The following is a 22952-nucleotide window of genomic DNA, read 5'->3' as shown; positions in this document are numbered from 1 at the left end:
GGAATCATTCCTTTGCATCTGGCCTAGGAATCACATCTCGATTCCACCAGTCTACCCCTAAGGTTAGCGCCTATGGGACAGCGCCCCCCTCTGTCCTGCCGGACATCTCCCCCACAAGGAGGGAGATTGGCCTTCATCACTGATTTCGCCAATCACAAACCTTGCAAAAAGGACGCTGTCCGCGAAGCTACCAATCTCCCCCCAAGTGGGGGAGATGCCAAATTTTGGCAAAGAGGGCAGGACAGAGGGGGCGCGAAGGATCGCTACAGAGCGCTTTTATTCTGAGCCGCAGCATTATGGACGGAAATTAGCTGGGATGACGAAGTCGTGGTGGCTTATGCCAATCGCCAGCGTTGGAGATCGGCTGCAGTCTGGTCGGGCAGCGGCCACCCACGGGCCTTTTCAGGCTCAGTCAAAGAACCAAATTCTCTATGCAGAGACTACGTGCTTCATCTTATCGGCAATCCGCAACGGCATCCGGAACGACCACCAGTTTGCCGACAAAATCCTTGGCAATGAAATCCGCCTGGGCGCGGTGGAAATCGGACAGCTTGTAGACACCGCCGACCAGCGGCCGGATCTTCTTCTCCTCGATGTAGCGGACGATACGAAGGAAATCGTGTCGCGTACCCTGGCTGGAGCCGTGCAGCTGCAATTGCTTGAGGTACATGGTGCGCAGATCGAGCCGCACGACCGGGCCGGCAATCGCGCCGGCGGTGGTGTAGCGACCCTCGGGCCGAAGGATGCGCAACAGGTCGTTGAAGATCGCACCGCCGACGAGGTCGGCAACCACGTCGATCGGCTGGCCGCCGGTTGCGTCGTTGACGGCGGCGGGCAGATCGGCGACGCCACGGGTGATCACCGCCTCGGCGCCGATGGCGAGCACCGCCTGTTCCTTGCCTTTGGCGACGACGGCATAGGGGATGGCGCCGCGCGCCCGCGCCAACTGCACGATACCGGAGCCGACGCCGCCCGACGCGCCGGTGATCAGCACGCGCTCGCCGCCCCTCAATGCGGCGCGTTCGAGCATCTGTTCGCCAGTAAGGTAAGCGCAGCAGAAGGTGGCGAGCTCGACGTCGGTCAGGTCGGTGGCGACGACATGGGCATTCTCGGCCGGCACGGTCTGGTACTCGGCATAGCCGCCGTCTCGGCCGTGGCCCATATAGTCGATGTCGGCGAGTGAATCATCGTCGCGGTTGTAGATCGAGAAATCGACCATCACCCGCTCACCGATGCGGGCCGAAGAAACACCCTCGCCGACGGCAACGATGTTGCCGACCGTGTCGGTGCCCTGGATACGCGGGAAGGCCAGTGTATTGCCCTGACGCCGCCAGGTCGACACGGCGGCAGCATCTTCCTCCGTGCCGTAGGCGCCCTGGCGCACCCAGACATCGGTGTTGTTCATGCCGCAAGCGGTGACCTTGACCAGCACTTCACTTGGGGCGGGCCAGGGCACTTTCACGTCGGTGCGGTAGACGAGCTTTTCCGGTCCGCCGTGGCCGGTCAGCTGCACGGCGGCCATGGTGGCGGGGAGGGCTTTGGAGGTCATTGATGTTGCTTCCAGATATTCCAGGTTCGCGCTGCCCCTCACCCTTACCCTCTTCCCGTGAACAACGGGGAGAGGGGGTCGCCAGCGCTGGAGCTTGTCCCTTCTCCTCGTCGTTCACGGTGAGAAGGTGCCGGCAGGCGGATGAGGGGCGGCACCAAGGTCGATAATTAGATGCTGGCAAACACGCCCTTCACCGCATCCGCTGTCTTGGAGACGACGATGTCCGCCTCTTCGCGGGTGAGGCACAGCGGCGGCGCGAAGCCGAGAATGTCGCCTTGCGGCATGGCGCGGCCGATGACGCCACGCTCGGCAAGCGCGGTCGCGACCTGCGGCCCGATTTTTTGCGCGGCATCGAAGAACACGCGGTCGTCCCGGTCGGCGACGAATTCGATTGCCGCCAGCATGCCGTCGCCGCGCACCTCGCCGACATTCTTGTGGCCGCCGACGGCTTTCGCCAGTTCGGCGCGGAAGTAGGCGCCGGTCTCGCCGGCGTTGGTCACCAGGTCCATCTCGTCGATCAGTTCCAGGTTGGCGACACCGGCGGCGACGCAGATCGGATGCGCCGAATAGGTCCAGCCATGGCCTATGCTGCCGAGTTTGTCGGAACCTTGGACCAGCACCTGCCAGACCTTGTCCGAGACGATGACGCCCGACAGCGGCGCATAGGCCGAGGTCAGGCCCTTGGCGATGGTGATCAGGTCGGGCTTGATGCCGTAATGATCGGAGCCGAACATGGTGCCCAGCCGGCCGAAGCCGGTGACCACTTCGTCGGCGACCAGCAGCACGTCGTATTTGTTCAGAACCGCCTGGATCTTTTCCCAGTACAGAGCGGGCGGCGGCACGATGCCGCCGGTGCCGAGGATCGGCTCGCCGATGAAGGCGGCGACCGTGTCCGGGCCCTCGGCCAGGATCATCTCTTCGAGCTTGTCGGCACAGTGTTGGGAAAACTGTTCCTCGCTCATCGAGCGGTCGGCGCGGCGGAAATAGTAGGGCGCCTCGGTGTGCAGGATCGGCGCACGCGGCAGGTCGAAGGCGTTGTGGAACAGGTCGAGCCCGGTCAGCGATCCGGTCATGACACCGGAGCCGTGATAGCCGCGCCAGCGTGAGATGATCTTCTTCTTCTCGGGACGACCGAGCACGTTGTTGCAGTACCAGATCAGCTTGATGTTGGTTTCGTTGGCGTCGGAACCGGAGAGGCCGAAATAGACCCTCGACATGCCTTGCGGGGCGCGGTCGATGATCATCTTGGAAAGGGTGATCGACGCCTCGGTGCCGTGGCCGACATAGGCGTGGTAATAGGCAAGGTTCCTGGCCTGGGCGGCGATGGCGTCTGATATCTTCTGGCGGCCATAGCCGACATTGACGCAATAGAGCCCGGCGAAGGCATCGATGCTCTTGCGGCCGTTATTGTCCCAGAGGGTGACGCCTTCGCCGCCGGCGATGATGCGGGTCGGCGATTCACCCCGCGCATGCGTGCCCATGTGGGTCGAGGGATGGAAGAAGTGGTCGCGATCCCAGGCGGCGAGTTCGTTGGACTGGTCGAGCATTTTTTTGACTCCTTGGAGAAAGATGGTCCCGACGCGGCCTAAGGTGTGTCGAGATTCAGGTCAGGCCGAGTCGACAATGGTGGCTTCAGAGAACCGGAGCGGAGCGTACTTTTTCGTACGTGTCACCGGAAGCGAAGGACGCCGCCATTTGCAGACCGGCATCACCTGAATGTCGATACACCTTACGCTACGTCCAGGCAGAGATATCTGAGATCGGTAAAGGCTTCGAGCCCGTGGCGCGAGCCCTCGCGACCGATGCCGGACTGCTTGACGCCGCCGAACGGAATCGGCGCGCCGGTGATCTTGACGCGGTTGATGGCGACCATACCGTAGTCGAGTGCACGGCCCATGCGCAATTGGCGGCCGCCGTTCTCGGTGACGACATAGGCGACGAGGCCGTATTCGGTGGCGTTGGCGCGGGCGATAACCTCGTCCTCGCTGTCGAAGGGCGTCACTGCGGCGACCGGACCAAAGGTCTCCTCGCGCATGATCAGCGCGTCGTCGGTGACATCGGCGAGCAGGGTCGGCCGGTAGAACAGCGGTCCTGCAGAATCGCGTTTGCCGCCGGTGAGGCAGCGCGCGCCATGGGCGAGCGCATCGGCGACCTGCTCCTCGACCTTCTTGACGCCGCGCTCATGCATCAACGGCCCGATGTCGATGTCATCGGCCAGGCCATTGCCGGTCCGCAGCGCCTCGATGCGCCTGGCGAAGGCGGCGCAGAAACGATCATAAATCGGACGCTGGACATAGATGCGGTTGGCGGCAAGGCAATCCTGGCCGGAAGTGGCGAATTTGGCGTCGACGGCGATGGTCACCGCCTTGTCGAGATCGGCATCGGCGAAGACGATCAGCGGCGCGTGACCGCCAAGCTCCATAACCAGCCGCTTCATCGTCGGCGCGCTTTGCGCGGCGATAAGCCTGCCGATCTCGGTCGAGCCGGTGAAGCTCATAGCGCGGACGCGCGGATCTTCGCACATCCGCCCAACGATGGTCGAAGCCTTGCCGGTGAGAACGTTGAAGACGCCAGCCGGCAGGCCGGCGCGTTCGCCGAGCTCGGCCAGCGCCAGTGCCGACAGCGGCGTTTCCGACGAAGGATGCGCGACGATCGTGCAGCCGGCAGCAAGCGCGGCCGCCGCCTTGCGGGTCAGCATGGCTGCGGGAAAATTCCACGGCGTGACGACGCCGACGACGCCGAGCGGTTCGCGCCGCACCATCATCTCGGCGTTTGGCAAATGGCTGGTGACGCTTTCGGCGTTGAGGCGCTTTGCCTCCTCGGCATACCACTCGACGAAGGAGGCGGCGTAGTCGATCTCGCCAAGCGATTCCCTAAGCGGCTTGCCCTGCTCGAGCGTCATCAACAGCGCCAGATCGTCCTTGGCGGCGATGATCAGATCGAACCATTTTCGCAGGATTCTTGCGCGTTCCTGTGGGAGGGCCGCGCGCCAGGCGGGAAAGGCGCGCGCCGCCGCGTCGATCGCCTTGCTCGTCTGCCTGGCATCGAGCGCGGCAACCCAGGCAACGGTGGCGCCTGTAGCAGGGTCGGTCACCCCAAAACTCTCGGCGGCTTCACTCGCCGTCCAGTGGCCGTCGACATAGGCGAGTTGGCGCAGCAGCCGGCGGTCGGCGAGCCGGTCAAGCGCTTCGTGGCGTTGTGGGCGGGCAAAATGCGCGGACATGTTCGAGGTCTCCCGGTTTCGGAGTGATGCGGAGAGACTATGCGCGCGGCGCAGACAGAGAGGCTGTTTCGGAGCGCACGCGTAGAGAGATTGTCTCTATTGGGCTGCTCGGGCAGACAATCTGTTCAGCTTATAGGCTGGGCTATCTCATCGAGGAAGTGCCCCCTCACCCGGATTGCCAAAAGAATTGCAAAGGGCAATTCGGGGCAATCCGACCTCTCCCCCGAGGGGAGAGGAGATCGCAGCGCCGGCACCTTTCTCTTCTCCCCGCCGGGGAGAAGGTGGCCGCGAAGCGGCCGGATGAGGGGGCTCTTTGCGATTTGCTCAGACCTCACGACGGCGCCGGCAACAGATTCGCCACCGGCAAGGCGACCTCCTCCTTCACCGTCTTGGTGACGATGTAGGTGAAGTAGCGGTCGATGCCGATCTCGCGTTCGAGCAGGGCGTCGACGAGCCGCTGGTAGGCGTCGATGTCGCGCGCCATCACTTTCAGCAGATAGTCGACGCCGCCGCCCACCGACCAGCAGGCGACGATTTCGGGGACGTCGCGGATGACGCGCTCGAAACGGTCGAAATCGGCCTGGCGGTGGCTGGCCAGCGTCACCTCCATCAGGACGGTGGCGACCGGCGCGACGGCGCGCATTGCAACCCTGGCGTGATAGCCGGAGACGATGCCGGCCTTTTCCAGCTTACGCAACCGCATCCAGCACGGCGTCGGCGACAGGCCGACCTTGTCGGCGAGCGCCAGCTTGGTGATGCGCCCGTCGCGCTGAACCGCGTCGAGGATTTTCAGGTCGATCTGATCCAGTTTCAATGCGGCCATAAGCGTCCACTTTTTTCCGCGACACCATGACGGCGCATTATTTCGATTGTCAATTGCACTGATTTCGATCTCTAATATGTCATGACATTGTGGCGTCCAGATCCCGCGCTTATCCGGCGGCCGGCCTATCAATCGCTCGCCGACCAGTTCGCGCGCGCCATTCATGACGGACGGCTGGCCAACGGCGCGCGGCTGCCGACGCATCGCCGGCTGGCCGACGATTTGAAGCTTTCGGTGCAGACAGTCAGCCGCGCCTATGAGGAACTGATCCGCCGGGGCCTGGTCTCCGGCGAGATCGGCCGCGGCAGCTTCGTGCAGACGCAGCGACGCGAGCCGGAGCCGCCCTATCTGCCGGAGCGCCTTGGCGAGGTCATCGATCTGTCGATCCTGAAGCCGGTCTGCGAGCCGATGCATCTGGAGAGGCTGAAGCAGGCGCTGGGCTGGCTCGCCGAGAACCTGCCGTCGACCTCGGCGCTGTCGTTCCGGCCGAACATGGTGTTTCCGCGCCACCGTGCAGTGGCGGTCGAATGGCTGCGGCTGTGCGGTCTCGACGTGTCGGCGCAGAATGTCAGCCTGACCAACGGCGCCACGGCCGGCATGACGGTGGCGCTGATGAGCGTGGCGCCGCCGGGTTCGACCGTCGCCACCGAGGCGATCGGCCATCACACGCTGATCCCGCTGGCGCGCTATCTCGGCTTCAACCTCGAGGGTCTGCCGATCGACGACAACGGCCTGATCCCGGAGGCGCTCGACGAGGCGTGCCGGCTTTCCGACATCCGCGCGGTATTCGTGCAGCCCTCGGTGATCAATCCGACTGCAACATTGATGAATGCCGCGCGGCGCGAGCAGATCGCTGCGGTGGCGCGCAGGCACGACATCGCCATCATCGAGAACGACGTGCTCGGGCCGCTGGTCGAGGGCCGTCCGCCGCCGGTCGCCGCCTTCGCGCCCGAGCGCACGCTCTACGTCACCTCCTTCACCAAGATCGTGCTGCCAGGCCTGCGCATCGGTTATCTCGCGGCGCCCGACCGCTATGTCGCTGCCGTCGCCAACCGGCATCTCGTCTCCAACTGGATGGCGACGCCGATGGTGGCGGAGATTGCGACAAAATGGGTGACCGACGGCACGGCGATGGAACTCGTCCGCTGGCAACGGTCGGCGCTGCGGCGGCGGCAGGAGATTGCCGCCCAGGTGCTTGCCGGGGTCGACTACCGCGTCCATCGCGACGGGCTGCATCTGTGGCTGGAACTGCCCGGCGACCGCGCCGAGGAGGGCTTCGTCTCGCAGGCCCGCCTGCAGGGCGTGGCGATCGCACCGGGCACATCGTTCCGCATCTCGGCGGCGCCCTGGCAACCGGCAGTGCGCATCTCGCTGGGCTCGACAACCGAGGGGGAACTGCGCGCCGGCCTCAGCGTTGTCACCAAGCTTCTGCTCGGCGACCCAGAGCATCTGCTGCTGGCGATCTAGGCAGACATTGCCGCGAAATTCTGCGGAGTCAGAAACATTGTCATGAGTTTATTTTCCTGATTGACATGATTTGGCGCGTTCCGCATCGTTAAGACACAGCTTCTCCAGCACGGGGAAATTCTTTGTCCGCGCCCATCATCAAGATCGACGCCATTTCGAAAAGCTTCGGCACTTTCAAGGTGCTGGACGGACTGTCGATGCAGGTCATGCCGCGCGAGAAGCTGGCGCTGATCGGCCCATCCGGCTCCGGCAAGACGACGATCCTGCGCATCCTGATGACGCTGGAGAGGATCGACAGCGGCCACATCCAGATCGACGGCGAGCAGCTTTACCACATGGAGCGCAACGGTCAGTTGCTGCCCGCCGACGAACGGCATCTGGCAAGAATGCGCCAGAAGATCGGCATGGTCTTCCAGCTGTTCAACCTGTTTCCGCACAAGAGCGTCATCGACAACGTCACGCTGGCGCCGATCCTGACCAAGGGCATGCCGCGCGCCGCCGCCGAAAAACGGGCGATGGAACTGCTCGATATGGTCGGCATGGCCGACAAGGCGAAAGCGATGCCGGCGCAGCTTTCCGGCGGGCAGAAGCAGCGCGTTGCCATCGCTCGCGCCTTGGCGCTGCAGCCCAGGATCATGCTGTTCGACGAGGTGACATCGGCGCTCGATCCGGAACTGGTCGAGGAGGTGCTGAACGTGTTGTGGCGGCTCTGCTCCGAGACCGACATGACCATGCTGCTGGTCACCCACGAAATGGGTTTTGCCCATGATTTCGCCGACCGGGTTCTGTTCTTCGACCGCGGCAAGATCGTCGAGGAAGGCAAGCCGGACGAGATTTTCCGCAACCCCAAGCAGGAGCGTACGCAAGCTTTCCTGAAGAAGATCATCGCGGCCGGACATCGCGTCTGACTGCCATGCCCCGGGCGGCAGCGCCGTCCTCCCAGGGCGGCGAAGCCGTCCCGTGGAACGACCAAACCAAAAGAGAAACAAGGAGTTGGGAACAATGAAGAAACTTGGCATTCTGGCCGGCGTCGCCGGTGTTGCGCTGACCGCAATCCTGGCCGCTTCGACCGCGGGATCGGCCGACGACAGCAAGCTCGAAGAACTCAAGGCACAGGGCTTCGCCCGTGTCGCCATCGCCAACGAGCCGCCCTATACGGCGGTTGCGGCCGACGGCAAGGTTTCGGGTGCAGCACCCGATGTGGCCCGTGAAATCTTCAAGCGTCTTGGTGTCAACGACATCGTCGCCTCGATTTCGGAATATGGCGCGATGATCCCTGGCCTGCAGGCCGGCCGTTTCGACGTCGTCACCGCCGGCCTGTTCATGAAACCGGAGCGCTGCGCGGCGGTCGCGTATTCGGAGCCGGTGCTGTGCGACGCCGAGGCGATGCTGGTCAAGAAGGGCAACCCGAAAGGCTTCAAGAGCTATGAGGATGTCGCCAAGGATGCCACCGCAACGATCGGGGCGCCGGGCGGCGGCACCGAGGAGAAGCTGGCGCTCACTGCCGGCGTGCCGCGTGACCGCGTCATCGTCGTGCCGGACGGCCAGAGCGGCCTGAAGATGCTGCAGGACGGCCGCATCGACGCCTATTCCCTGCCGGTGCTGTCGATCAACGATCTGGTCAAGAAGGCCAACGATCCGAACCTCGAAGTCGTCGCCCCGGTGGTCGGCGCGCCGGTCTATTGCGACGGCGCGGCGTTCAAGAAGGGCGATGAGGCGCTGCGCGACGCCTATGACGTGGAATTGGCCAAGCTGAAGGAGTCCGGCGAATTCGCCAAGATCATCGAGCCCTACGGTTTTTCGGCCGCGGCGGCGATGTCGACGAGCCGCGACAAGCTCTGCTCGGCAAAATAGGCGCCTTTTTCCTTCTCCCCGTTCACGGGGAGAAGGTGTCACGAAGTGACGGATGAGGGGCAGCGCCAGTTCTGCCAAATTGGCTCTGCCCCTCATCTGCCTGCCGGCATCTTTTCCCCGTGAACGGGGAGAAGATGCCAAGACTGTAACCGTAAAACGCTGGAAATTCGAACTTCATGACCCAATGGTCCGGCTATTTCGGCCTGATATTGCAGGGAGCGCTTGTTACCATCGAGCTGACGCTGATAGGGTCGGTGCTTGCCCTGATCATGGCCTTTCTCGCCGGGCTGGGGCGGCTGTCGCGCTTTTTCGCAATTCGGGCGCTGGCCACCGCCTATATCGAATTCTTCCGCGGCACCTCGATCTTCGTGCAGCTGTTCTGGGCCTATTTCGTGCTGCCGTTCATCGGCATTTCGCTGACGCCGCTGCAGGCCGGCGTCCTGGCGCTTGGCCTCAATGTCGGCGCCTACGGCGCGGAGGTGGTGCGCGGCGCCATCCAGTCGATCGGCCGCGAACAGTACGAGGCCTGCACCGCGGTCAATCTCGGCCGCTGGCAAGCCATGCGCCATGTCATCCTGCCGCAGGCGCTGCTGGTGATGCTGCCGACCTTCGGCAACAACGCCATCGAATTGCTCAAGGCCACCGCCGTCGTTTCGCTGATCTCGCTCACCGACCTGACCTTCCAGGCCCAGGTGGTACGCTCGCAGACCGGCAACACGCTGGTGCCGTTCACCACCATTCTCGTCATCTATTTCGCCCTTGCGCTGATCATTTCCTGGGGTGTGCGTTCGCTGGAACGCCGCATGGCGCGCGGCCTCGACGGGGTGCGCGTCTGATGGATCGGGCCTCGTAATGGAATGGGATTGGAATTTCGTCTGGGAGATCATGCCGACCCTGATCGAGGGCGTGAAGATCACCATCCTGGCGACGCTGCTCGGCTCGGTTCTGGCAGCGATGGTCGGCTTGGCTATCGCGCTGGCGCGGCGCTCGCCGAACAAGGGCTTGTCGCGCAGCGTCGGCTTCCTTGCCGAGTTCATCCGCGGCACGCCGCTCTTGGTGCAGCTCTATTTCATCTTCTACGTGCTGCCGGACATCGGTATCCTGCTGCCGCCGCTGGTGGCGGGCGTCATCGGCCTCGGGCTGCATTACGGCACCTACACGGCCGAGGTCTATCGCGCCGGCATCGACAATGTGCCGCGCGGCCAGTGGGAAGCCGCCAAGGCCTGCAATCTCAACGCCAGGCAGACCTGGACCCACATCATCATGCCGCAGGCTATCCCGCCGATGATCCCGGCGCTTGCCAACTATTTTATCGCCATGTTCAAGGAGACGCCGCTGCTTTCGGCGATCACCGTGCTGGAACTGATGAACCAGGCCAAGAGCGTCGCCAACACCTATTACCGCTATGTCGAGCCGATGACCTTGGTCGGCGCCTTCTTCCTCGTCATCAGCCTGTTCTCGGTCGTGCTGCTGCGCTGGCTGGAACGCCGCTACGGGCGCATTGAAAAATGACAGTTCCTTCGACCAAACCGTTGGCAAGGAGCGCATGGTGACCGCTCCAGTCGACATCCGCTTGCACTCGACACGGCCGGCGCTCGACGCGCGTCCGCTGGAAAAGCGCGTCGGCCTGATTATCCTTGCCACCGACCATACGACCGAACCGGATTTTCGTCGCATGGTGGCAAGCGACCGGATCGGCGTCTATGTCGCGCGCATTCCCTACGCCAATCCGACGACGCCGGACAATTTGCGCAAGATGCAGCCGTCGCTGACGGCGGGCGCCGCGCTCATCCTGCCTGATGAGCCGCTCGACGCGGTCTGCTATTCCTGCACCTCGGCCTCAGTCGTCATCGGCGATGCCGAAATCGAGGCGGCGGTGCAGGCGGCCAAGCCCGGCGTACCCGTGGTTACGCCGCCGATGGCAGGGCTGCGCGGCTTGAAAGCGCTGGGCGCCAGGACGATCAGTATTCTCACTCCTTATACTGTCGAGACCAGCCGGCCGATGGCCGCCTATTTCGCGGCGCACGGGTTCGAGATCGCCAGCTTCACCTGTCTCGGCTTCGACGACGACCGCGAGATGGCGCGGATTGCACCGGCCACGCTGGTCGATCTGGCGCGCGAGGCGACTGATGCGCAAGCGGACGCGCTGTTCGTCTCCTGCACGGCGCTGCGGGCCGCACTTGCCGTCGTCGGCATGGAAGAGGCGATCGGCCGTCCGGTGGTGACCAGCAACCAGGCGACCGCCTGGAACTGCCTGCGGCTTTGCGGCGACGACGAGCCGCGCGCCGAATTCGGCCGTCTGATGACCCTGTTGAGACAATGAGGCGATGTCCGGCATGAGCGAGCACCCCCCTCTGGCAACAGGCATGTCTGTAACCCTTCAGGATATCCGCGCCGCCCGCGAGCGCGTCGCAGGCAAGGTCGAGCGCACGCCGACCGTGCTTTCCCCGAGTCTTTCCGGGCACTTGGGCGCGCCCGTTTATCTCAAGCTCGAACATCGGCAGACCACCGGCAGCTTCAAGCTGCGTGGCGCCTCGAACACCATCGCTTCGCTGAACGCCGAGGAGAAGGCGCGCGGCGTGGTCGCCGCCTCGACCGGCAATCACGGCCGGGCGCTGGCTCATGCGGCAAAGCTCGAAGGCATGCGCGCGACGATCTGCATGTCGCGACTGGTGCCGCAGAACAAGCTCGACGAAATCCGCCGGCTCGGCGCCGAGATACGCATCGTCGGCAACAGCCAGGACGATGCGCAGCAGGAGGTCGACCGGCTGGTCGCGGAAGACGGTCTGATCATGCTGCCGCCCTTCGACCATCCCGATATCATCGCCGGGCAAGGCACGCTTGGGCTGGAAATCATCGAGCAGGTTGCTGACGCTGCCCTGGTGCTGGTGCCGCTGTCCGGCGGCGGGCTGGCGGCGGGTGTCGCCGCTGCCGTGAAGGGCGTCAGCCCCGGCACGAAGGTCATCGGCGTTTCGATGGCGCGGGGTGCGGCGATGAAGGCAAGCCTCGATGCCGGACATCCGGTCTTGGTCGAGGAACTGCCGACGCTGGCGGATTCGCTCGGAGGCGGTATCGGCCTCGACAATCGGCTGACCTTCTCGATGTGCCGCGACCTGCTCGACGATGTTATCCTGCTCAATGAGGACGAGATCGCCGCCGGCATCCGCCACGCCTATGAACAGGAGCGCGAGATCGTCGAAGGCGCCGGCGCGGTTTGCATCGCCGCCGTGCTTGCCGGCAAGGTCAGGGCGAGCGGCCCCACTGTGCTCATTCTGTCGGGCCGCAATATCGACATGACGCTGCACAGGAAAGTCGTTTGTGGCGAAGCATTTGAGGAGAGCGCCGCATGAGCCGGATGACGATACTGACCGAAGCCGAATTGCGCGCGATCGTGAAGCTCGATCTCGATGCCGTCGCCTGCGTCGAAAATGCGTTCCGCGCGCTTGCCACCTTGCCGGTGGCGATGCCGCCGATCCTGCGGCTCGACATTCCCGAGCATCGCGGCGAGGTCGACGTCAAAACCGCCTATGTGCCTGGCATCGACGGTTTTGCCGTCAAGATCAGTCCCGGCTTCTTCGACAATCCGAAGCTCGGCCTGCCCAGCGTCAACGGCATGATGGTGCTGCTGTCGTCAAAAACCGGGCTGGTCGAGGCGCTGCTGCTCGACAATGGCTATTTGACCGACATCCGCACGGCCGCGGCCGGAGCGGTCGCGGCGAAACATCTTTCGCGAACCGACTCCTCTGTCGCCGCGATCTTCGGCGCCGGCGTCCAGGCTGGACTGCAGCTCGAGGCGCTTATGCTGGTGCGGCCGATCGCCGAGGCGCGGATCTGGGCGAGGGATGCCGCGAAGGCCGAAGCCGCGGCGGATGCATTGCGCGAAAAACTGGGCATCGTCGTGCATGCTGAGCCCGACGCGGCAAAGGCGGCGGCCGGCGCCGACATCATCGTCACCACGACGCCGTCGACCGAACCGCTGATCAAGGCCGGCTTCGTCTCGGCCGGCCAGCACATCACCGCGATGGGCTCGGACGCCGAGCACAAGAACGAGATCGCGCCGGCGATCCTGCGCATGGCCGATCTCTACGTCGCCGACAGCGCGAAGCAGACGCGGCTGCTGGGCGAATTGCATCATGCCATCGCAACGGGGGTGATGGCAGCCGATGCCGAGATCACAGAGCTCGGCCTGATCATCGCCGGCGATAGACATGGCCGCCGTTCGGACAGCGACATCACCATCGCCGACCTCACCGGCACCGGCGTGCAGGACACCGCGATCGCCACGCTCGCCCGCGACCGTGCCCGGGCGGCCAAGACGGGTACGATTTTCGAAAGCTGATGCCGGCCGCAAGGCCCAACAAACGAGGACCAAGAACAATGCAGCCCAATCTAAAATTCTCGCGCGGCGAATATGCGGATCGCCTCGCCAAGACCCGGAAGGCCATGGAAGCCGAGGGCGTCGATCTGCTTGTTGTCAGCGATCCGTCCAACATGGCCTGGCTGACCGGCTATGACGGCTGGTCGTTCTACGTGCACCAGGCCGTCATCGTGCCGCCGTCGGGCGAACCGGTGTGGTACGGGCGCGGCCAGGACGCCAACGGCGCCAAGCGCACCGCCTATCTCGCGCACGACAACATCGTCGGCTATGCCGACCATTATGTGCAGTCGACCGAACGCCACCCGATGGATTTTCTCTCGCAGGTGCTGGCCGATCGTGGCTGGGGCAAGCTCAGCATCGGTGTCGAGATGGACAATTACTGGTTCTCGGCCGCTGCCTTCGCTTCGCTGCAGAAACATCTGCCCAATGCCCGCTTCGTCGACGCCACGGCACTCGTCAACTGGCAGCGAGCGGTGAAGAGCCCGACCGAAATCGACTATATGCGCAAGGCCGCCCGCATCGTCGAAGCGATGCACCAGCGCATTGTCGACAAGATCGAAGTCGGCATGCGCAAATGCGACCTGGTCGCCGAGATCTATGATGCCGGCACGCGCGGCGTCGACGGGCCAGAGGGAAGAATTGGCGGCGACTATCCGGCGATTGTGCCACTGCTGCCGTCGGGCGCCGATGCGTCGGCGCCGCATCTGACCTGGGACGACCGGCCGATGAAGTCGGGCGAGGGCACCTTCTTCGAGATCGCCGGCTGCTACAACCGCTACCATTGTCCGCTTTCGCGGACTGTGTTCCTCGGTAGACCGACGCAGGAATTCCTCGATGCCGAGAAGGCGACGCTGGAAGGAATGGAAGCGGGGTTGGCCGCGGCAAAGCCCGGCAATACATGCGAGGACATCGCCAACGCCTTCTTCGCGGTGCTGAAGAGATACGGCATCGTCAAGGACAACCGCACCGGTTATCCGATCGGGCTTTCCTATCCGCCGGATTGGGGCGAGCGCACTATGAGCCTGCGCCCCGGCGACCGCACTGACCTGAAGCCCGGCATGACCTTCCATTTCATGACCGGCCTGTGGCTGGAGACGATGGGGTTGGAGATCACCGAATCCATCCTGATCACCGAGACCGGCGTCGAGTGCCTGGCCAATGTGCCGCGCAAACTGGTGGTCAAGAATTGAGCCCGATGTCCAGCCTTCGCCCATCGCCAATCACGCCGAGCGTAGATTTCGACCGCGACGGCGTGCAGCACGGCTTCTTGCGCCTGCCCTACAGCCGCGACGACTCAGCCTGGGGATCGGTGATGATCCCGATCTGCGTGATCCGCAACGGCAGCGGGCCAAGCGCATTGCTCACCGGCGGCAACCATGGCGACGAGTATGAGGGGCCGCTGGCGCTCTACGATCTCGCCCGCACGCTCGATCCCAAGCAAGTCAGCGGCACGGTCATCATCGTGCCGGCAATGAACTATCCGGCGTTCCGCGCCGGCACCCGCACCTCGCCGATCGACAAGGGCAATTTGAACCGCAGCTTTCCCGGCCGGCCTGACGGGACGGTGACCGAGAAGATCGCGGACTATTTTCAACGTGAGTTGCTTCCCCGCGCAGACATCGCGCTCGACTTCCACTCCGGCGGCAAGACGCTCGACTTCGTGCCGTTCTGCGCCGCCCATATCCGGCCCGACAAAGTGCTGGAGGCGAAGGGCTTCGCCGTGGTCGAGGCGTTCTCGGCACCCTGGTCGATGAAGATGCTGGAAATCGACGCGGTCGGCATGTTCGACACTGCCGCCGAGGAGATGGGGAAGCTGTTCATCACCACGGAGCTTGGCGGCGGTGGCACCTCCCGCGCGGAAACGGTGCGGATCGCCCGTCGCGGCGTGCTCAATGTGCTGCGCCATGCCGGCATTGTCGCCGGTGCGGTCGAGACGCAGCCGACCCGCTGGCTCGACATGCCGTCGGGCGATTGTTTCTCGTTCGCCGAGGACGACGGGATGATCGAAACGATGATCGATCTCGGCGAGCCTGTCGAGAAGGGCCAGGTCCTGGCGCGCATCCACTCCATCGGCCGCACCGGTGCCGCACCTCAGGAGATCAGGGCAAGGATGTCGGGTCTTTTGGCTGCCCGCCATTTCCCTGGATTGGTCAAGGCGGGCGACTGCACCGCAGTGGTCGCTGTGCTGGTCGATTGAAGGCAAGGCAATCGAAAAGCTTGCGACTTCGCTACTCAATCAGCAGCAAGCCGCGCTTTTTGTCGCCATCGCTATCGATTGTGTCCATGGCTGAGAACAGGCGCTCACGCTCGACCAGCCAAGGCTTATAATCCTCGTTTACATCGAGGACGAAGACCATGTCCTCGGCCTCCAGATATCCTCCGACCGGGGAGAAATGGCCAACGCCGGCGCCGAAAATCTTCTCACGGGTAAAGTTGACGATGTAACGGCGGCCGGGATCGTTGGCGCGCTTCATGTGCTCGCGAAATGCATCGGCGCTCAGATCCCGAAGCACGGAGACCTTCCGCTTGGTGTTCGTTCGAGCGACCTCGGCAAGCTCGTCCAGCGTGAGCCCGATGATGCAGAAGCCCGTCCAGCACTTTCCGGTTCCAGCGAGGACTTCGGCTTCGGTTGTCTCCTCCTCGCCGATGGAGCGGAATGTGTTTGCGACACTTGCCGGGCCGCACCTTGATCCGTTTGATTGCCATGTGACGTCGGCATCGAACGTGGCAGCCACGGGCAGCTTCCAGGCGCTGTCGATCAATTCAGCGGTGCGGGTAACCGACGACTGGATCGCATCTTGCGAAACTCTGGACTGGCCGGCAATCAAAAGTGCGGCGCCGCCCAGCAGGCCGAGGACGGCGATCACAATCACACCGAAAGCGAGACTGCGCTTCATTGCTGAATCTCGTATCAGGCAGCAACAGGAGAATGAAGAAAAGGCACAGCAACGTCAATCGGCGCCCGCACCCGGCCAGTCGCGATCTGGTCCGGCAGCAACCGGCCGCTTGCCAAGCGGGCTGCCACCGCTCATCGCCGTGAGCGCTGCGTCTGGGAGAGTATGGATCAGGCAAGGAACTTCGCCGGTGAAAGAGCGGGGTCGTTTCGCTAGCCAATAGCTGCTGCGCCTGCAAACCTCAGGCTCCCAGAGACGACCCAAATTACGACTTGCTCGGCGTAGGCGTCGCTAAAGGCGAACCTAACGAAGGCCAAGGAAGCTGAGTATCGCAATTACGATAACGACGGCCCCGACCAGCCAGATGATATTGTTCATGACAGCTCTCCTTTATCTTTGCCGCGAGCCTGTGGCGGCTCCCGATAATTATGGCGAACGCCCTCACGGCGTTCTCGTTCCAAACTGAGCCTAAGCCGCCAATTACTCTTTGGACCGGAGGCCCGCGCCTCTGGAGGAGCGCGGGCCGACCGGGATCCCGGTCCAGCAGCCAACATCCGGGAGATATTCGCTGTCACCCTACAATCGTTAGTATGCGCTAATGTTCCATCGCTCAGAAAAATACCGCGCCTACCGAGGGCCGGAAGCAATGGCGCCGCGGCCCGAAGCGAGGGTACTTCGGTGGACGCCTCGGTTATGGAGCCTATGTTCCTACATGCCGGCGAACCGCAGCATCGCCTGGCAACAGCACAGGTGGGATGAAATCAGTTCTCAGAAACGTTCATCAACAACACTCAATGCCTGCTGCCCGACACCTGGTGCCGATGACCAAACAACCTCCGGCGGTGGTTTTAGAAAATACCGTGCGCGACGCCGTGGAGACCGAATATGCCGGCCAAAGCGTATATTAACCGGATCGCGACAGCAGTGCCGGAGCACGAGGTTCATCAATTCTATCTGCGTTTCGCCGCCTCCATGCTTGCGGCCGATCGTCGAAGAATTTTCGAACGCATGGTTGACGTTGCCGGCATCGAGCACCGCTATTCATGCTTTGCACCTGCCGGCGACCCCGAAGGTCCATCAGCAGATCTGGCCGGGAGGTTCATCCGGGGTGCCTTTCCTGGAACAGCCGAGAGAATGGCGATGTTCTGTCATGCCGCACCTGTTCTCGCGCAAAAAGCCGTCGACGGATTGGAGCTTGGTGGTGGCGCTTCCCGCATCACCCATCTCATCGTCACCACCTGCACCGGTTTTTCAGCGCCGGGCATCGACCTGGAGCTGGTTGCGCGATGTGGCCTGCCGGACACGGTCGAACGCACGATGATCGGTTTCATGGGCTGCTACGCGGCGATCAACGGCCTCAAGCTTGCCCGCCACATCGTCCGCTCCGATCCGCAGGCCAGGGTCCTGCTGGTCAATATCGAACTCTGCACGATGCATCTGCGGGAAACCAGCGAACTGGAAAAGCTGCTGTCGTTCTGCCTCTGGGGCGATGGCTGTGCGGCTGCGCTCGTCACCGCCGAGCCGCACGGCATCGAGCTCGAAAGCTTCTACGGCATCGTGGCGGACGAGCGGCGGGATCTGATGAGCTGGAGCATTAGTGACCACGGTTTCGAAATGGTTCTTTCCGGCCAGGTCCCGGCAGCAATCCATAACGCGTTGCGGAGCAATCACGACGCCATCCTCGGTGGTCGGCCGACCGAGGCGATCGACCTCTGGGCCGTGCACCCGGGGGGACGTTCGGTGCTCGACGCCGTCGAACGGGCCCTGGAACTCGCGCCCACCGCGCTGGAGCCATCGCGCGAGGTGTTGCGCCGATATGGAAACATGTCGTCGGCGACCGTCATGTTCGTGATGAAAGAGATGTTGAAGGCGCCACCAGGCATGCTCGGCTGCGGCATGTCGTTCGGACCCGGGCTGGCGGCCGAAACCATGCTTTTCCGAACGGCGTCATGAGCAGCCTGGAGCACCGCCAGCTTGCGCCGGAAATCCTCGACGGGCTTGCGGCCGACGATCCACGAGCGCTTGCGGCGCGCCGCGACCTCCGCCGCATCAACGCGCTGATGTTTCAGGCCAGGATCATGGCGTCGCTGCTGCAGAAATTTGTGCCAGGGCCGCCGCGCCGGATTCTGGAGATCGGCGCCGGCGATGGCTCCTTCATGCTGGCGGTGGCGCGGCGCATGGCCGGGCATTGGCCTGGGGTCGAACTGGTAATGCTCGACCGCGTCGACCTCATCACCGCGCAATTGCGTGGCGATTTCGACAGGCTGGGATGGATGGTCGAAGGCGTCACCGCCGATGTCTTCGACTGGGCGAGAAAGAATGCGGGCACGCGGTTCGACGCGATCACCGTCAATCTGTTTCTGCATCATTTCGACGATGCCGGGCTCGTGCGTCTGTTTTCGCTGATGGCGCCGAAGGCCCCGTTGCTGTTGGCGACAGAGCCGTTGCGGACCAAACTGGCATTGGCCGCGACCCGCCTTCTCCCGGCGATCGGCGCCAATGACGTCACACGAAACGACGCGGCTCAAAGCGTGCGTGCCGGCTTTCGCGGCAGCGAGCTTTCCGGTCTCTGGCTCGCGGCAAACGGCAAACCGGTCGAAGAACGGCGCGCCGGCCTCTTTTCCCACATTTTCGTCGGCGCCAGCGCCGGTCATGACCTATGACGCGATTGTCGACCCATGACGCGATCATCATAGGCGCCGGCCCGGCGGGCACGTCCGTCGCGCTGACGCTGGCCCGGCGCGGATGGGCCGTGGCTATTGTGGAAAAGAGCGTGTTCCCGCGCCGCAAGGTCTGCGGCGAATATATATCGGCAAGCAATCTTGCGCTTCTGGACCAGCTGGAGATCGGCGATGCCTGGCGTGCCAACGCCGGCCCCGAAATCCGCCGCGTCGGCTTCTTTTCCGGCGATGCGAGTGTCGAAGCGCCAATGCCTCCCGCGAAAGATGGGTCCTGCGAGAAAAAAGATGGTTTCGGCCGGGCGCTTGGCCGAGACATTCTCGACTGTCTGCTTTTGCAGGCGGCGCAATCGGCGGGCGTCGAAATCTTTCAGCCTTGCCGCGCCGTCGCCATCGACCCGGATGGCGAGGCGCAATTGGTGCGAATTCAAACCGGAAACGAAACGACGATGCTGCGCGCGCCGGTGATTGTCGCCGCACACGGCTCCTGGGAGGCAGGACCGCTGCCCAGCCAGCTCGGAAAGACCAACCGCCCTTCGGACCTGTTCGGCTTCAAGGCGCATTTTACCGGGTCGTCCCTGGCGCCTGATTTGATGCCCCTGCTGGTATTTCCTGGCGGTTATGGCGGCATGGTTTCGGCGGATCATGGCCGGCTGTCGATCTCGTGCTGCATTCGGCGCGATATGCTCGCGCAGTTGCGCAAACAAGCTGGCCCTAGACACCAGAGCCATTTGTCGGCGGCCGAGGCGGTCTCCCGTCATCTGATGGAATCATGTCGGGGAGTGACGGATGCACTAGAGTCAGCTGCCGCCGACGGGCCGTGGCTTGCCGCAGGTCCGATCCGGCCGGGAATTCGCTCCTGCTACGAACGCGACATCTTTCGCGTCGGCAATGCAGCCGGAGAGTCTCATCCCGTCATCGCCGAGGGCATCTCGATGGCGCTTCAGTCTGGTTGGCTGCTGGCTTGCGAACTCTCATGCGCGCCAAGCGGCCGTGCAGGGCGCGAGGCCGCCGGCAGACGCTGCGAGGCAGCCTGGAAAAGTCTGTTTTCAACCCGGGTCTACGCCGCCGCCGCCCTTGCCGGGATTGCCGTTAATCCAAGCAGCGCCCCATTGATGGCGGCAATTATTCGGAATTTACCGCAGGCGCTGACGTGGGGTGCGCAACTGAGCGGAAAGACAAAGCCGGTTCCCGGCTTTGTCTGACAGGTGGCGCGGCGCGCCACTGCGGCCTCAGGGGGCCTTGGCTCCGTTACTCGGGGCAATCCTCTCTATCCGAAGTTGCAGTGCCACTGGCAGTGTTCTTATCGGCCTCCACTACGTCCTTGCACCGATCACTCATGCCGTCGGCGCCGTCGGTGGTTGAACCGGTTACGTTTGGATCGGCAGGAGTTGCATTATCGGTGCCGGGAGCCATGGTGCCAGTGCCTGTCCCGGTGGCCGCTCCCGGATCGTTGGTGCCGGATCCAGTGCCGTTTGATTGCGCCATCGCCGAAGTGGCAAGGGCAATGCTGAGTGCGGTTGCGGAAAGGATTTTTTTCATCATGGTCGGTCTCCATTAGAGCTGCATCGCTGGTTGCGATGATTATCCAACGAGCGTTTTTTGGAGTTGTTCCGTCAGACAGAAATCGTGATCGAAGGTCGGGCCGAAGGCGATCCAAGCAGCAATGCTGGCGAACCGCGCCATGTTTTTCGGTTCCGGTGGAACAACAACCACGGGCAACGGTTGGAAGCGCAGTCGTTCTACTCTAGCGACTGTGACAGCCGATCGCACGGCATTCGGACAAAGGCCCGGCGCTTCCTCCCCGCCGGGCCTTTCTGTCGCTGGAGGAACTTTCACGGAATTTGGCCGAAACCGTGCGGCTGCCACGGTATTGAACTGCTGCCGTTCACGGCTCGTCGATATCCTGCCTCGAGGGGTTGCGCGAGAGGGCGCGTTCCTCTTCGTCGTCCGGCAGCGCCTCGTCGCTCTCCTGGTACGGATTGTCGTCGTCTTCCTCGGGCAGTTCAGCCTCTTTGTCGAGATCGTAACGGATGTCGCCGTTTCCCGGCACGCTGTCTGGTAGAATTTTACTGCCTTTGATCGCGTCCCAATCCTGCTGTTCGATGGTCGGGCCTTCGGATGGATCGTCGGGTTTTCTGCGCGGTGCCATCAGAGCTCTCCTCTGCACTGGTTGCTGTACGCCTAACTCCGCGGACCGCTGCGTAGTTCCTCCGATCGAACCGACGAGATCGTCTAGAACGATCCAGCACTCATTTCGGCTTAGCCTGCCGGCGGCTTTTAGCTCAAAGAGAGCTGACCGTTATGCGGGTTGCGCAATGCCGGCCAGAGCGATCATGAACTTGCGCGACTTCTAATATAAAGGCAGACTTGGAAACGGGTGGAGGGAAAACGGCTCAAAACATCGGGAGGAAAGCCATGGATAGCATGAGCCTCACCACGCTTGAACGCGGCAAGACGACAGTCGATGCCGCGGTCCTGGAGGCGCTTTCGGCGCAATTGCGCGGCACCGTGCTGAGGGAAGGCGACGCCGCCTATGACGAGGCACGCAGCATCTGGAACGCCATGATCGACCGGCGGCCCGGGCTGATCGTGCGCTGCGCCGGTGCCGCCGACGTTGTCGCCGCCGTCAATTTTGCCAGGGAAAACAGGCTGCTCGTCGCCGTTCGCGGCGGTGGCCACAACATCGCCGGCAGCGCCGTCTGCGACGGCGGCCTGATGATCGATCTGTCGCCGATGAAATCGGTGCGGGTCGATCCGGCGACGCGGCGGGCATGGGTGGAACCTGGCGCGACGCTCGCCGACGTCGACGCGGAAACACAGGCCTTCGGACTGGCGGTGCCGACCGGCATCAACTCGACGACCGGCATTTCGGGCCTGACGCTGGGCGGCGGCTTCGGCTGGATCACGCGGAAGTTCGGCCTGACTATCGACAATCTTCTCTGCGCTGACGTGGTTACCGCCGAGGGCAAACTGCTGCGCGCCAGCCAGACCGAGAATCCGGATCTGTTCTGGGCGCTGCGCGGTGGCGGCGGCAATTTCGGCGTCGTCACGGCTTTCGAGTTCAAGCTCCACCAAGTCGGTCCGCAGGTGCTGTCGGGGCTTGTCGTTCATCCCTTCGCCGATGCCGAAAACGTGTTGCGGGAATACCGAGCGGCGCTCGAAGCAGCGCCCAATGAGCTGACCTGCTGGGCGGTCATGCGGCAGGCGCCGCCGCTGCCGTTCCTGCCGGCCGAATGGCATGGCAAGGAGGTGCTGGTCCTGGCCATGTGCTATTGCGGCGACCTTCAGGGGGGTGAGAAGGCGACACAGAGGCTTCGCGCCATCGGCACACCGATTGCAGACGTGGTCGGTCCCAACCCGTTCACCGGCTGGCAGCAGGCATTCGATCCGTTGCTGACGCCTGGCGCCCGCAACTATTGGAAGAGCCATGACTTCACCGAGCTTTCCGACAGCGCGGTGGAGGTCGTCACGGCGGCGATACCCAGGCTCCCCGGCCCCGAATGCGAGATATTCATTGGCCATGTCGGCGGTGCCGCGGGCCGGGTGACAGCGGATGCAACGGCGTTTCCGCAACGCAGCGCGCACTACGTCATGAATGTCCACGCCCGCTGGCGCGAACCGGAAATGGACCAGGCCTGCATCGACTGGGCGCGGGGTCTCTATGAAGCAGCCAAGCCCTATGCCGCGGGCACGGCCTATGTGAACTTCATGCCCGGGGACGAGGTCGACAGGGTCGAAGCAGCCTATGGCGGCAACTATCGGCGGCTGCTGGAAATCAAGCAGCGATATGATCCGCTGAACCTGTTCCGCATGAACCAGAATTTGCGGCCGATGGAAGCGCAGCGTGCCGCATAGTCTGCGCAGGTATGACAAGGCCCGCGCCTCCAACGGAGGACGCGGGCCTCGTTTCGGATCATGCGCTGGCAGGTGTCAGCCTTTAGCTGACGCCGCCCAGGCAAGGTCTAATCCTTTCGTTTTGTTGACTCGGCCTGCAAAAACGGGCAGCAAAGCCTGGCATGGAGGGCATTTCCGCTATTTTCATAGTTTTGGAGGGAGCCTTTTTTGACATAGACCTTCGCCTAA

The 22952-nt window shown here is 63.3% G+C and carries 21 protein-coding genes; 14 read left to right on the top strand and 7 right to left on the bottom strand.

Annotation, left to right across the window (positions count from 1 at the left end; all coding sequences use genetic code 11):
- Positions 1-454 precede the first annotated feature (454 nt).
- The 4 genes from AC0L2Z_RS30195 to AC0L2Z_RS30180 all read right to left on the bottom strand — a co-directional run bounded on the left by AC0L2Z_RS30195 (position 455) and on the right by AC0L2Z_RS30180 (position 5586).
- Positions 455-1549 (bottom strand): alcohol dehydrogenase family protein, encoded by a 1095-nt coding sequence (locus AC0L2Z_RS30195; protein WP_473630064.1) that lies wholly within the window; start codon positions 1547-1549, stop codon positions 455-457.
- Between the two features lie 167 nt (positions 1550-1716).
- A complete protein-coding gene (locus AC0L2Z_RS30190; RefSeq protein ID WP_473630063.1) occupies positions 1717-3096 on the bottom strand; it encodes an aminotransferase in 1380 nt (459 codons plus the stop codon).
- Positions 3097-3278: 182 nt separating this feature from the next.
- Positions 3279-4772 (bottom strand): NAD-dependent succinate-semialdehyde dehydrogenase, encoded by a 1494-nt coding sequence (locus AC0L2Z_RS30185; protein WP_473630062.1) that lies wholly within the window; start codon positions 4770-4772, stop codon positions 3279-3281.
- 331 nt (positions 4773-5103) lie between these two features.
- Entirely contained in the window at positions 5104-5586 is a 483-nt protein-coding gene (locus AC0L2Z_RS30180) for an Lrp/AsnC family transcriptional regulator (protein WP_473630065.1), read from the bottom strand.
- A gap of 90 nt (positions 5587-5676) precedes the next feature.
- Here AC0L2Z_RS30180 and ehuR point away from each other — a divergent pair, with 90 nt between their 5' ends.
- From ehuR to doeB, 10 genes are all read left to right on the top strand, one after another.
- A complete protein-coding gene (gene ehuR / locus AC0L2Z_RS30175) occupies positions 5677-7062 on the top strand; it encodes a MocR-like ectoine utilization transcription factor EhuR (protein WP_023797845.1) in 1386 nt (461 codons plus the stop codon).
- Between the two features lie 122 nt (positions 7063-7184).
- Positions 7185-7970 (top strand): ectoine/hydroxyectoine ABC transporter ATP-binding protein EhuA, encoded by a 786-nt coding sequence (gene ehuA, locus AC0L2Z_RS30170; protein ID WP_023797847.1) that lies wholly within the window; start codon positions 7185-7187, stop codon positions 7968-7970.
- 94 nt (positions 7971-8064) lie between these two features.
- Positions 8065-8916: an ectoine/hydroxyectoine ABC transporter substrate-binding protein EhuB gene (ehuB, locus tag AC0L2Z_RS30165; protein ID WP_023797848.1), complete on the top strand. Its 852-nt coding sequence runs from the start codon at positions 8065-8067 to the stop codon at positions 8914-8916.
- Between the two features lie 176 nt (positions 8917-9092).
- Positions 9093-9752 (top strand): ectoine/hydroxyectoine ABC transporter permease subunit EhuC, encoded by a 660-nt coding sequence (gene ehuC / locus AC0L2Z_RS30160; protein WP_473630061.1) that lies wholly within the window; start codon positions 9093-9095, stop codon positions 9750-9752.
- 16 nt (positions 9753-9768) lie between these two features.
- Positions 9769-10428 carry an ectoine/hydroxyectoine ABC transporter permease subunit EhuD gene (gene ehuD, locus AC0L2Z_RS30155; RefSeq protein WP_027155679.1) on the top strand — a complete coding sequence of 220 codons (660 nt, stop codon included), beginning with the start codon at positions 9769-9771 and terminating at the stop codon, positions 10426-10428.
- Between the two features lie 37 nt (positions 10429-10465).
- A complete protein-coding gene (eutA, locus tag AC0L2Z_RS30150) occupies positions 10466-11239 on the top strand; it encodes an ectoine utilization protein EutA (RefSeq protein ID WP_473630060.1) in 774 nt (257 codons plus the stop codon).
- A gap of 43 nt (positions 11240-11282) precedes the next feature.
- Positions 11283-12266, top strand: coding sequence for a hydroxyectoine utilization dehydratase EutB (gene eutB, locus AC0L2Z_RS30145; protein ID WP_473630059.1), 984 nt, complete (start codon positions 11283-11285; stop codon positions 12264-12266).
- Complete coding sequence (eutC, locus tag AC0L2Z_RS30140) at positions 12263-13255, top strand: ectoine utilization protein EutC (protein WP_128173102.1); 993 nt, start codon at positions 12263-12265, stop codon at positions 13253-13255. The genes eutB and eutC overlap by 4 nt, the downstream gene beginning before the upstream one ends.
- Before the next feature lie 38 nt (positions 13256-13293).
- Positions 13294-14484, top strand: a complete 1191-nt coding sequence (gene doeA / locus AC0L2Z_RS30135; protein ID WP_128173101.1) for an ectoine hydrolase DoeA — start codon at positions 13294-13296, stop codon at positions 14482-14484.
- Positions 14485-14489: 5 nt separating this feature from the next.
- Positions 14490-15491, top strand: a complete 1002-nt coding sequence (doeB, locus tag AC0L2Z_RS30130) for a N(2)-acetyl-L-2,4-diaminobutanoate deacetylase DoeB (RefSeq protein ID WP_287171126.1) — start codon at positions 14490-14492, stop codon at positions 15489-15491.
- 31 nt (positions 15492-15522) lie between these two features.
- Here the strand turns inward: doeB and AC0L2Z_RS30125 are convergent, their stop codons facing one another.
- The gene (locus AC0L2Z_RS30125; RefSeq protein WP_287342162.1) at positions 15523-16191 is read right to left on the bottom strand and encodes a phytochelatin synthase family protein; all 669 of its coding nucleotides are present in this window, start codon (positions 16189-16191) and stop codon (positions 15523-15525) included.
- Between the two features lie 882 nt (positions 16192-17073).
- Here AC0L2Z_RS30125 and AC0L2Z_RS30120 point away from each other — a divergent pair.
- Genes AC0L2Z_RS30120 through AC0L2Z_RS30110 form a run of 3 tightly spaced genes read left to right on the top strand, consistent with a single transcriptional unit; the run spans position 17074 to position 20071 of the window.
- The gene (locus AC0L2Z_RS30120) at positions 17074-18141 is read left to right on the top strand and encodes a type III polyketide synthase (protein ID WP_287171122.1); all 1068 of its coding nucleotides are present in this window, start codon (positions 17074-17076) and stop codon (positions 18139-18141) included.
- A complete protein-coding gene (locus tag AC0L2Z_RS30115) occupies positions 18138-18851 on the top strand; it encodes a methyltransferase domain-containing protein (RefSeq protein ID WP_473522806.1) in 714 nt (237 codons plus the stop codon). The genes AC0L2Z_RS30120 and AC0L2Z_RS30115 overlap by 4 nt, the downstream gene beginning before the upstream one ends.
- Positions 18848-20071 (top strand): NAD(P)/FAD-dependent oxidoreductase, encoded by a 1224-nt coding sequence (locus tag AC0L2Z_RS30110; protein ID WP_473630058.1) that lies wholly within the window; start codon positions 18848-18850, stop codon positions 20069-20071. Before AC0L2Z_RS30115 ends, AC0L2Z_RS30110 begins: the two co-directional genes overlap by 4 nt.
- 46 nt (positions 20072-20117) lie before the next feature.
- Here the strand turns inward: AC0L2Z_RS30110 and AC0L2Z_RS30105 are convergent, their stop codons facing one another.
- Together AC0L2Z_RS30105 and AC0L2Z_RS30100 are read right to left on the bottom strand one after the other, a co-directional pair.
- On the bottom strand, positions 20118-20411 hold the full coding sequence (locus AC0L2Z_RS30105) for a hypothetical protein (protein ID WP_023797860.1): 294 nt from the start codon (positions 20409-20411) through the stop codon (positions 20118-20120).
- A 343-nt stretch (positions 20412-20754) separates the two neighbouring features.
- Complete coding sequence (locus AC0L2Z_RS30100) at positions 20755-21018, bottom strand: hypothetical protein (RefSeq protein ID WP_128173097.1); 264 nt, start codon at positions 21016-21018, stop codon at positions 20755-20757.
- 266 nt (positions 21019-21284) lie between these two features.
- On the opposite strand from AC0L2Z_RS30100, the gene AC0L2Z_RS30095 reads away from it, so the two are divergent.
- Entirely contained in the window at positions 21285-22724 is a 1440-nt protein-coding gene (locus tag AC0L2Z_RS30095) for an FAD-binding oxidoreductase (RefSeq protein WP_473630057.1), read from the top strand.
- Positions 22725-22952: the final 228 nt, after the last annotated feature.

Source organism: Mesorhizobium sp. WSM4850, from assembly GCF_055811735.1.
The sequence above is the reverse complement of the archived record's forward strand: the minus strand, read 5'-3'. Positions and strand labels throughout refer to the sequence as shown.

Bases quoted from the DNA above. Each gene is read 5' to 3' on its own strand.
- AC0L2Z_RS30105 (WP_023797860.1), bottom strand. From the start codon at position 20,411: ATGATGAAAAAAATCCTTTCCGCAACCGCACTCAGCATTGCCCTTGCC.
- AC0L2Z_RS30125 (WP_287342162.1), bottom strand. From the start codon at position 16,191: ATGAAGCGCAGTCTCGCTTTCGGTGTGATTGTGATCGCCGTCCTCGGC.
- doeB (WP_287171126.1), top strand. From the start codon at position 14,490: ATGTCCAGCCTTCGCCCATCGCCAATCACGCCGAGCGTAGATTTCGAC.
- AC0L2Z_RS30100 (WP_128173097.1), bottom strand. From the start codon at position 21,018: ATGGCACCGCGCAGAAAACCCGACGATCCATCCGAAGGCCCGACCATC.
- AC0L2Z_RS30095 (WP_473630057.1), top strand. From the start codon at position 21,285: ATGGATAGCATGAGCCTCACCACGCTTGAACGCGGCAAGACGACAGTC.
- doeA (WP_128173101.1), top strand. From the start codon at position 13,294: ATGCAGCCCAATCTAAAATTCTCGCGCGGCGAATATGCGGATCGCCTC.
- ehuD (WP_027155679.1), top strand. From the start codon at position 9,769: ATGGAATGGGATTGGAATTTCGTCTGGGAGATCATGCCGACCCTGATC.
- AC0L2Z_RS30110 (WP_473630058.1), top strand. From the start codon at position 18,848: ATGACGCGATTGTCGACCCATGACGCGATCATCATAGGCGCCGGCCCG.
- eutB (WP_473630059.1), top strand. From the start codon at position 11,283: ATGTCTGTAACCCTTCAGGATATCCGCGCCGCCCGCGAGCGCGTCGCA.
- AC0L2Z_RS30195 (WP_473630064.1), bottom strand. From the start codon at position 1,549: ATGACCTCCAAAGCCCTCCCCGCCACCATGGCCGCCGTGCAGCTGACC.
- ehuC (WP_473630061.1), top strand. From the start codon at position 9,093: ATGACCCAATGGTCCGGCTATTTCGGCCTGATATTGCAGGGAGCGCTT.
- AC0L2Z_RS30185 (WP_473630062.1), bottom strand. From the start codon at position 4,772: ATGTCCGCGCATTTTGCCCGCCCACAACGCCACGAAGCGCTTGACCGG.
- AC0L2Z_RS30120 (WP_287171122.1), top strand. From the start codon at position 17,074: ATGCCGGCCAAAGCGTATATTAACCGGATCGCGACAGCAGTGCCGGAG.
- ehuR (WP_023797845.1), top strand. From the start codon at position 5,677: ATGACATTGTGGCGTCCAGATCCCGCGCTTATCCGGCGGCCGGCCTAT.
- AC0L2Z_RS30190 (WP_473630063.1), bottom strand. From the start codon at position 3,096: ATGCTCGACCAGTCCAACGAACTCGCCGCCTGGGATCGCGACCACTTC.
- eutC (WP_128173102.1), top strand. From the start codon at position 12,263: ATGAGCCGGATGACGATACTGACCGAAGCCGAATTGCGCGCGATCGTG.
- ehuB (WP_023797848.1), top strand. From the start codon at position 8,065: ATGAAGAAACTTGGCATTCTGGCCGGCGTCGCCGGTGTTGCGCTGACC.
- AC0L2Z_RS30115 (WP_473522806.1), top strand. From the start codon at position 18,138: ATGAGCAGCCTGGAGCACCGCCAGCTTGCGCCGGAAATCCTCGACGGG.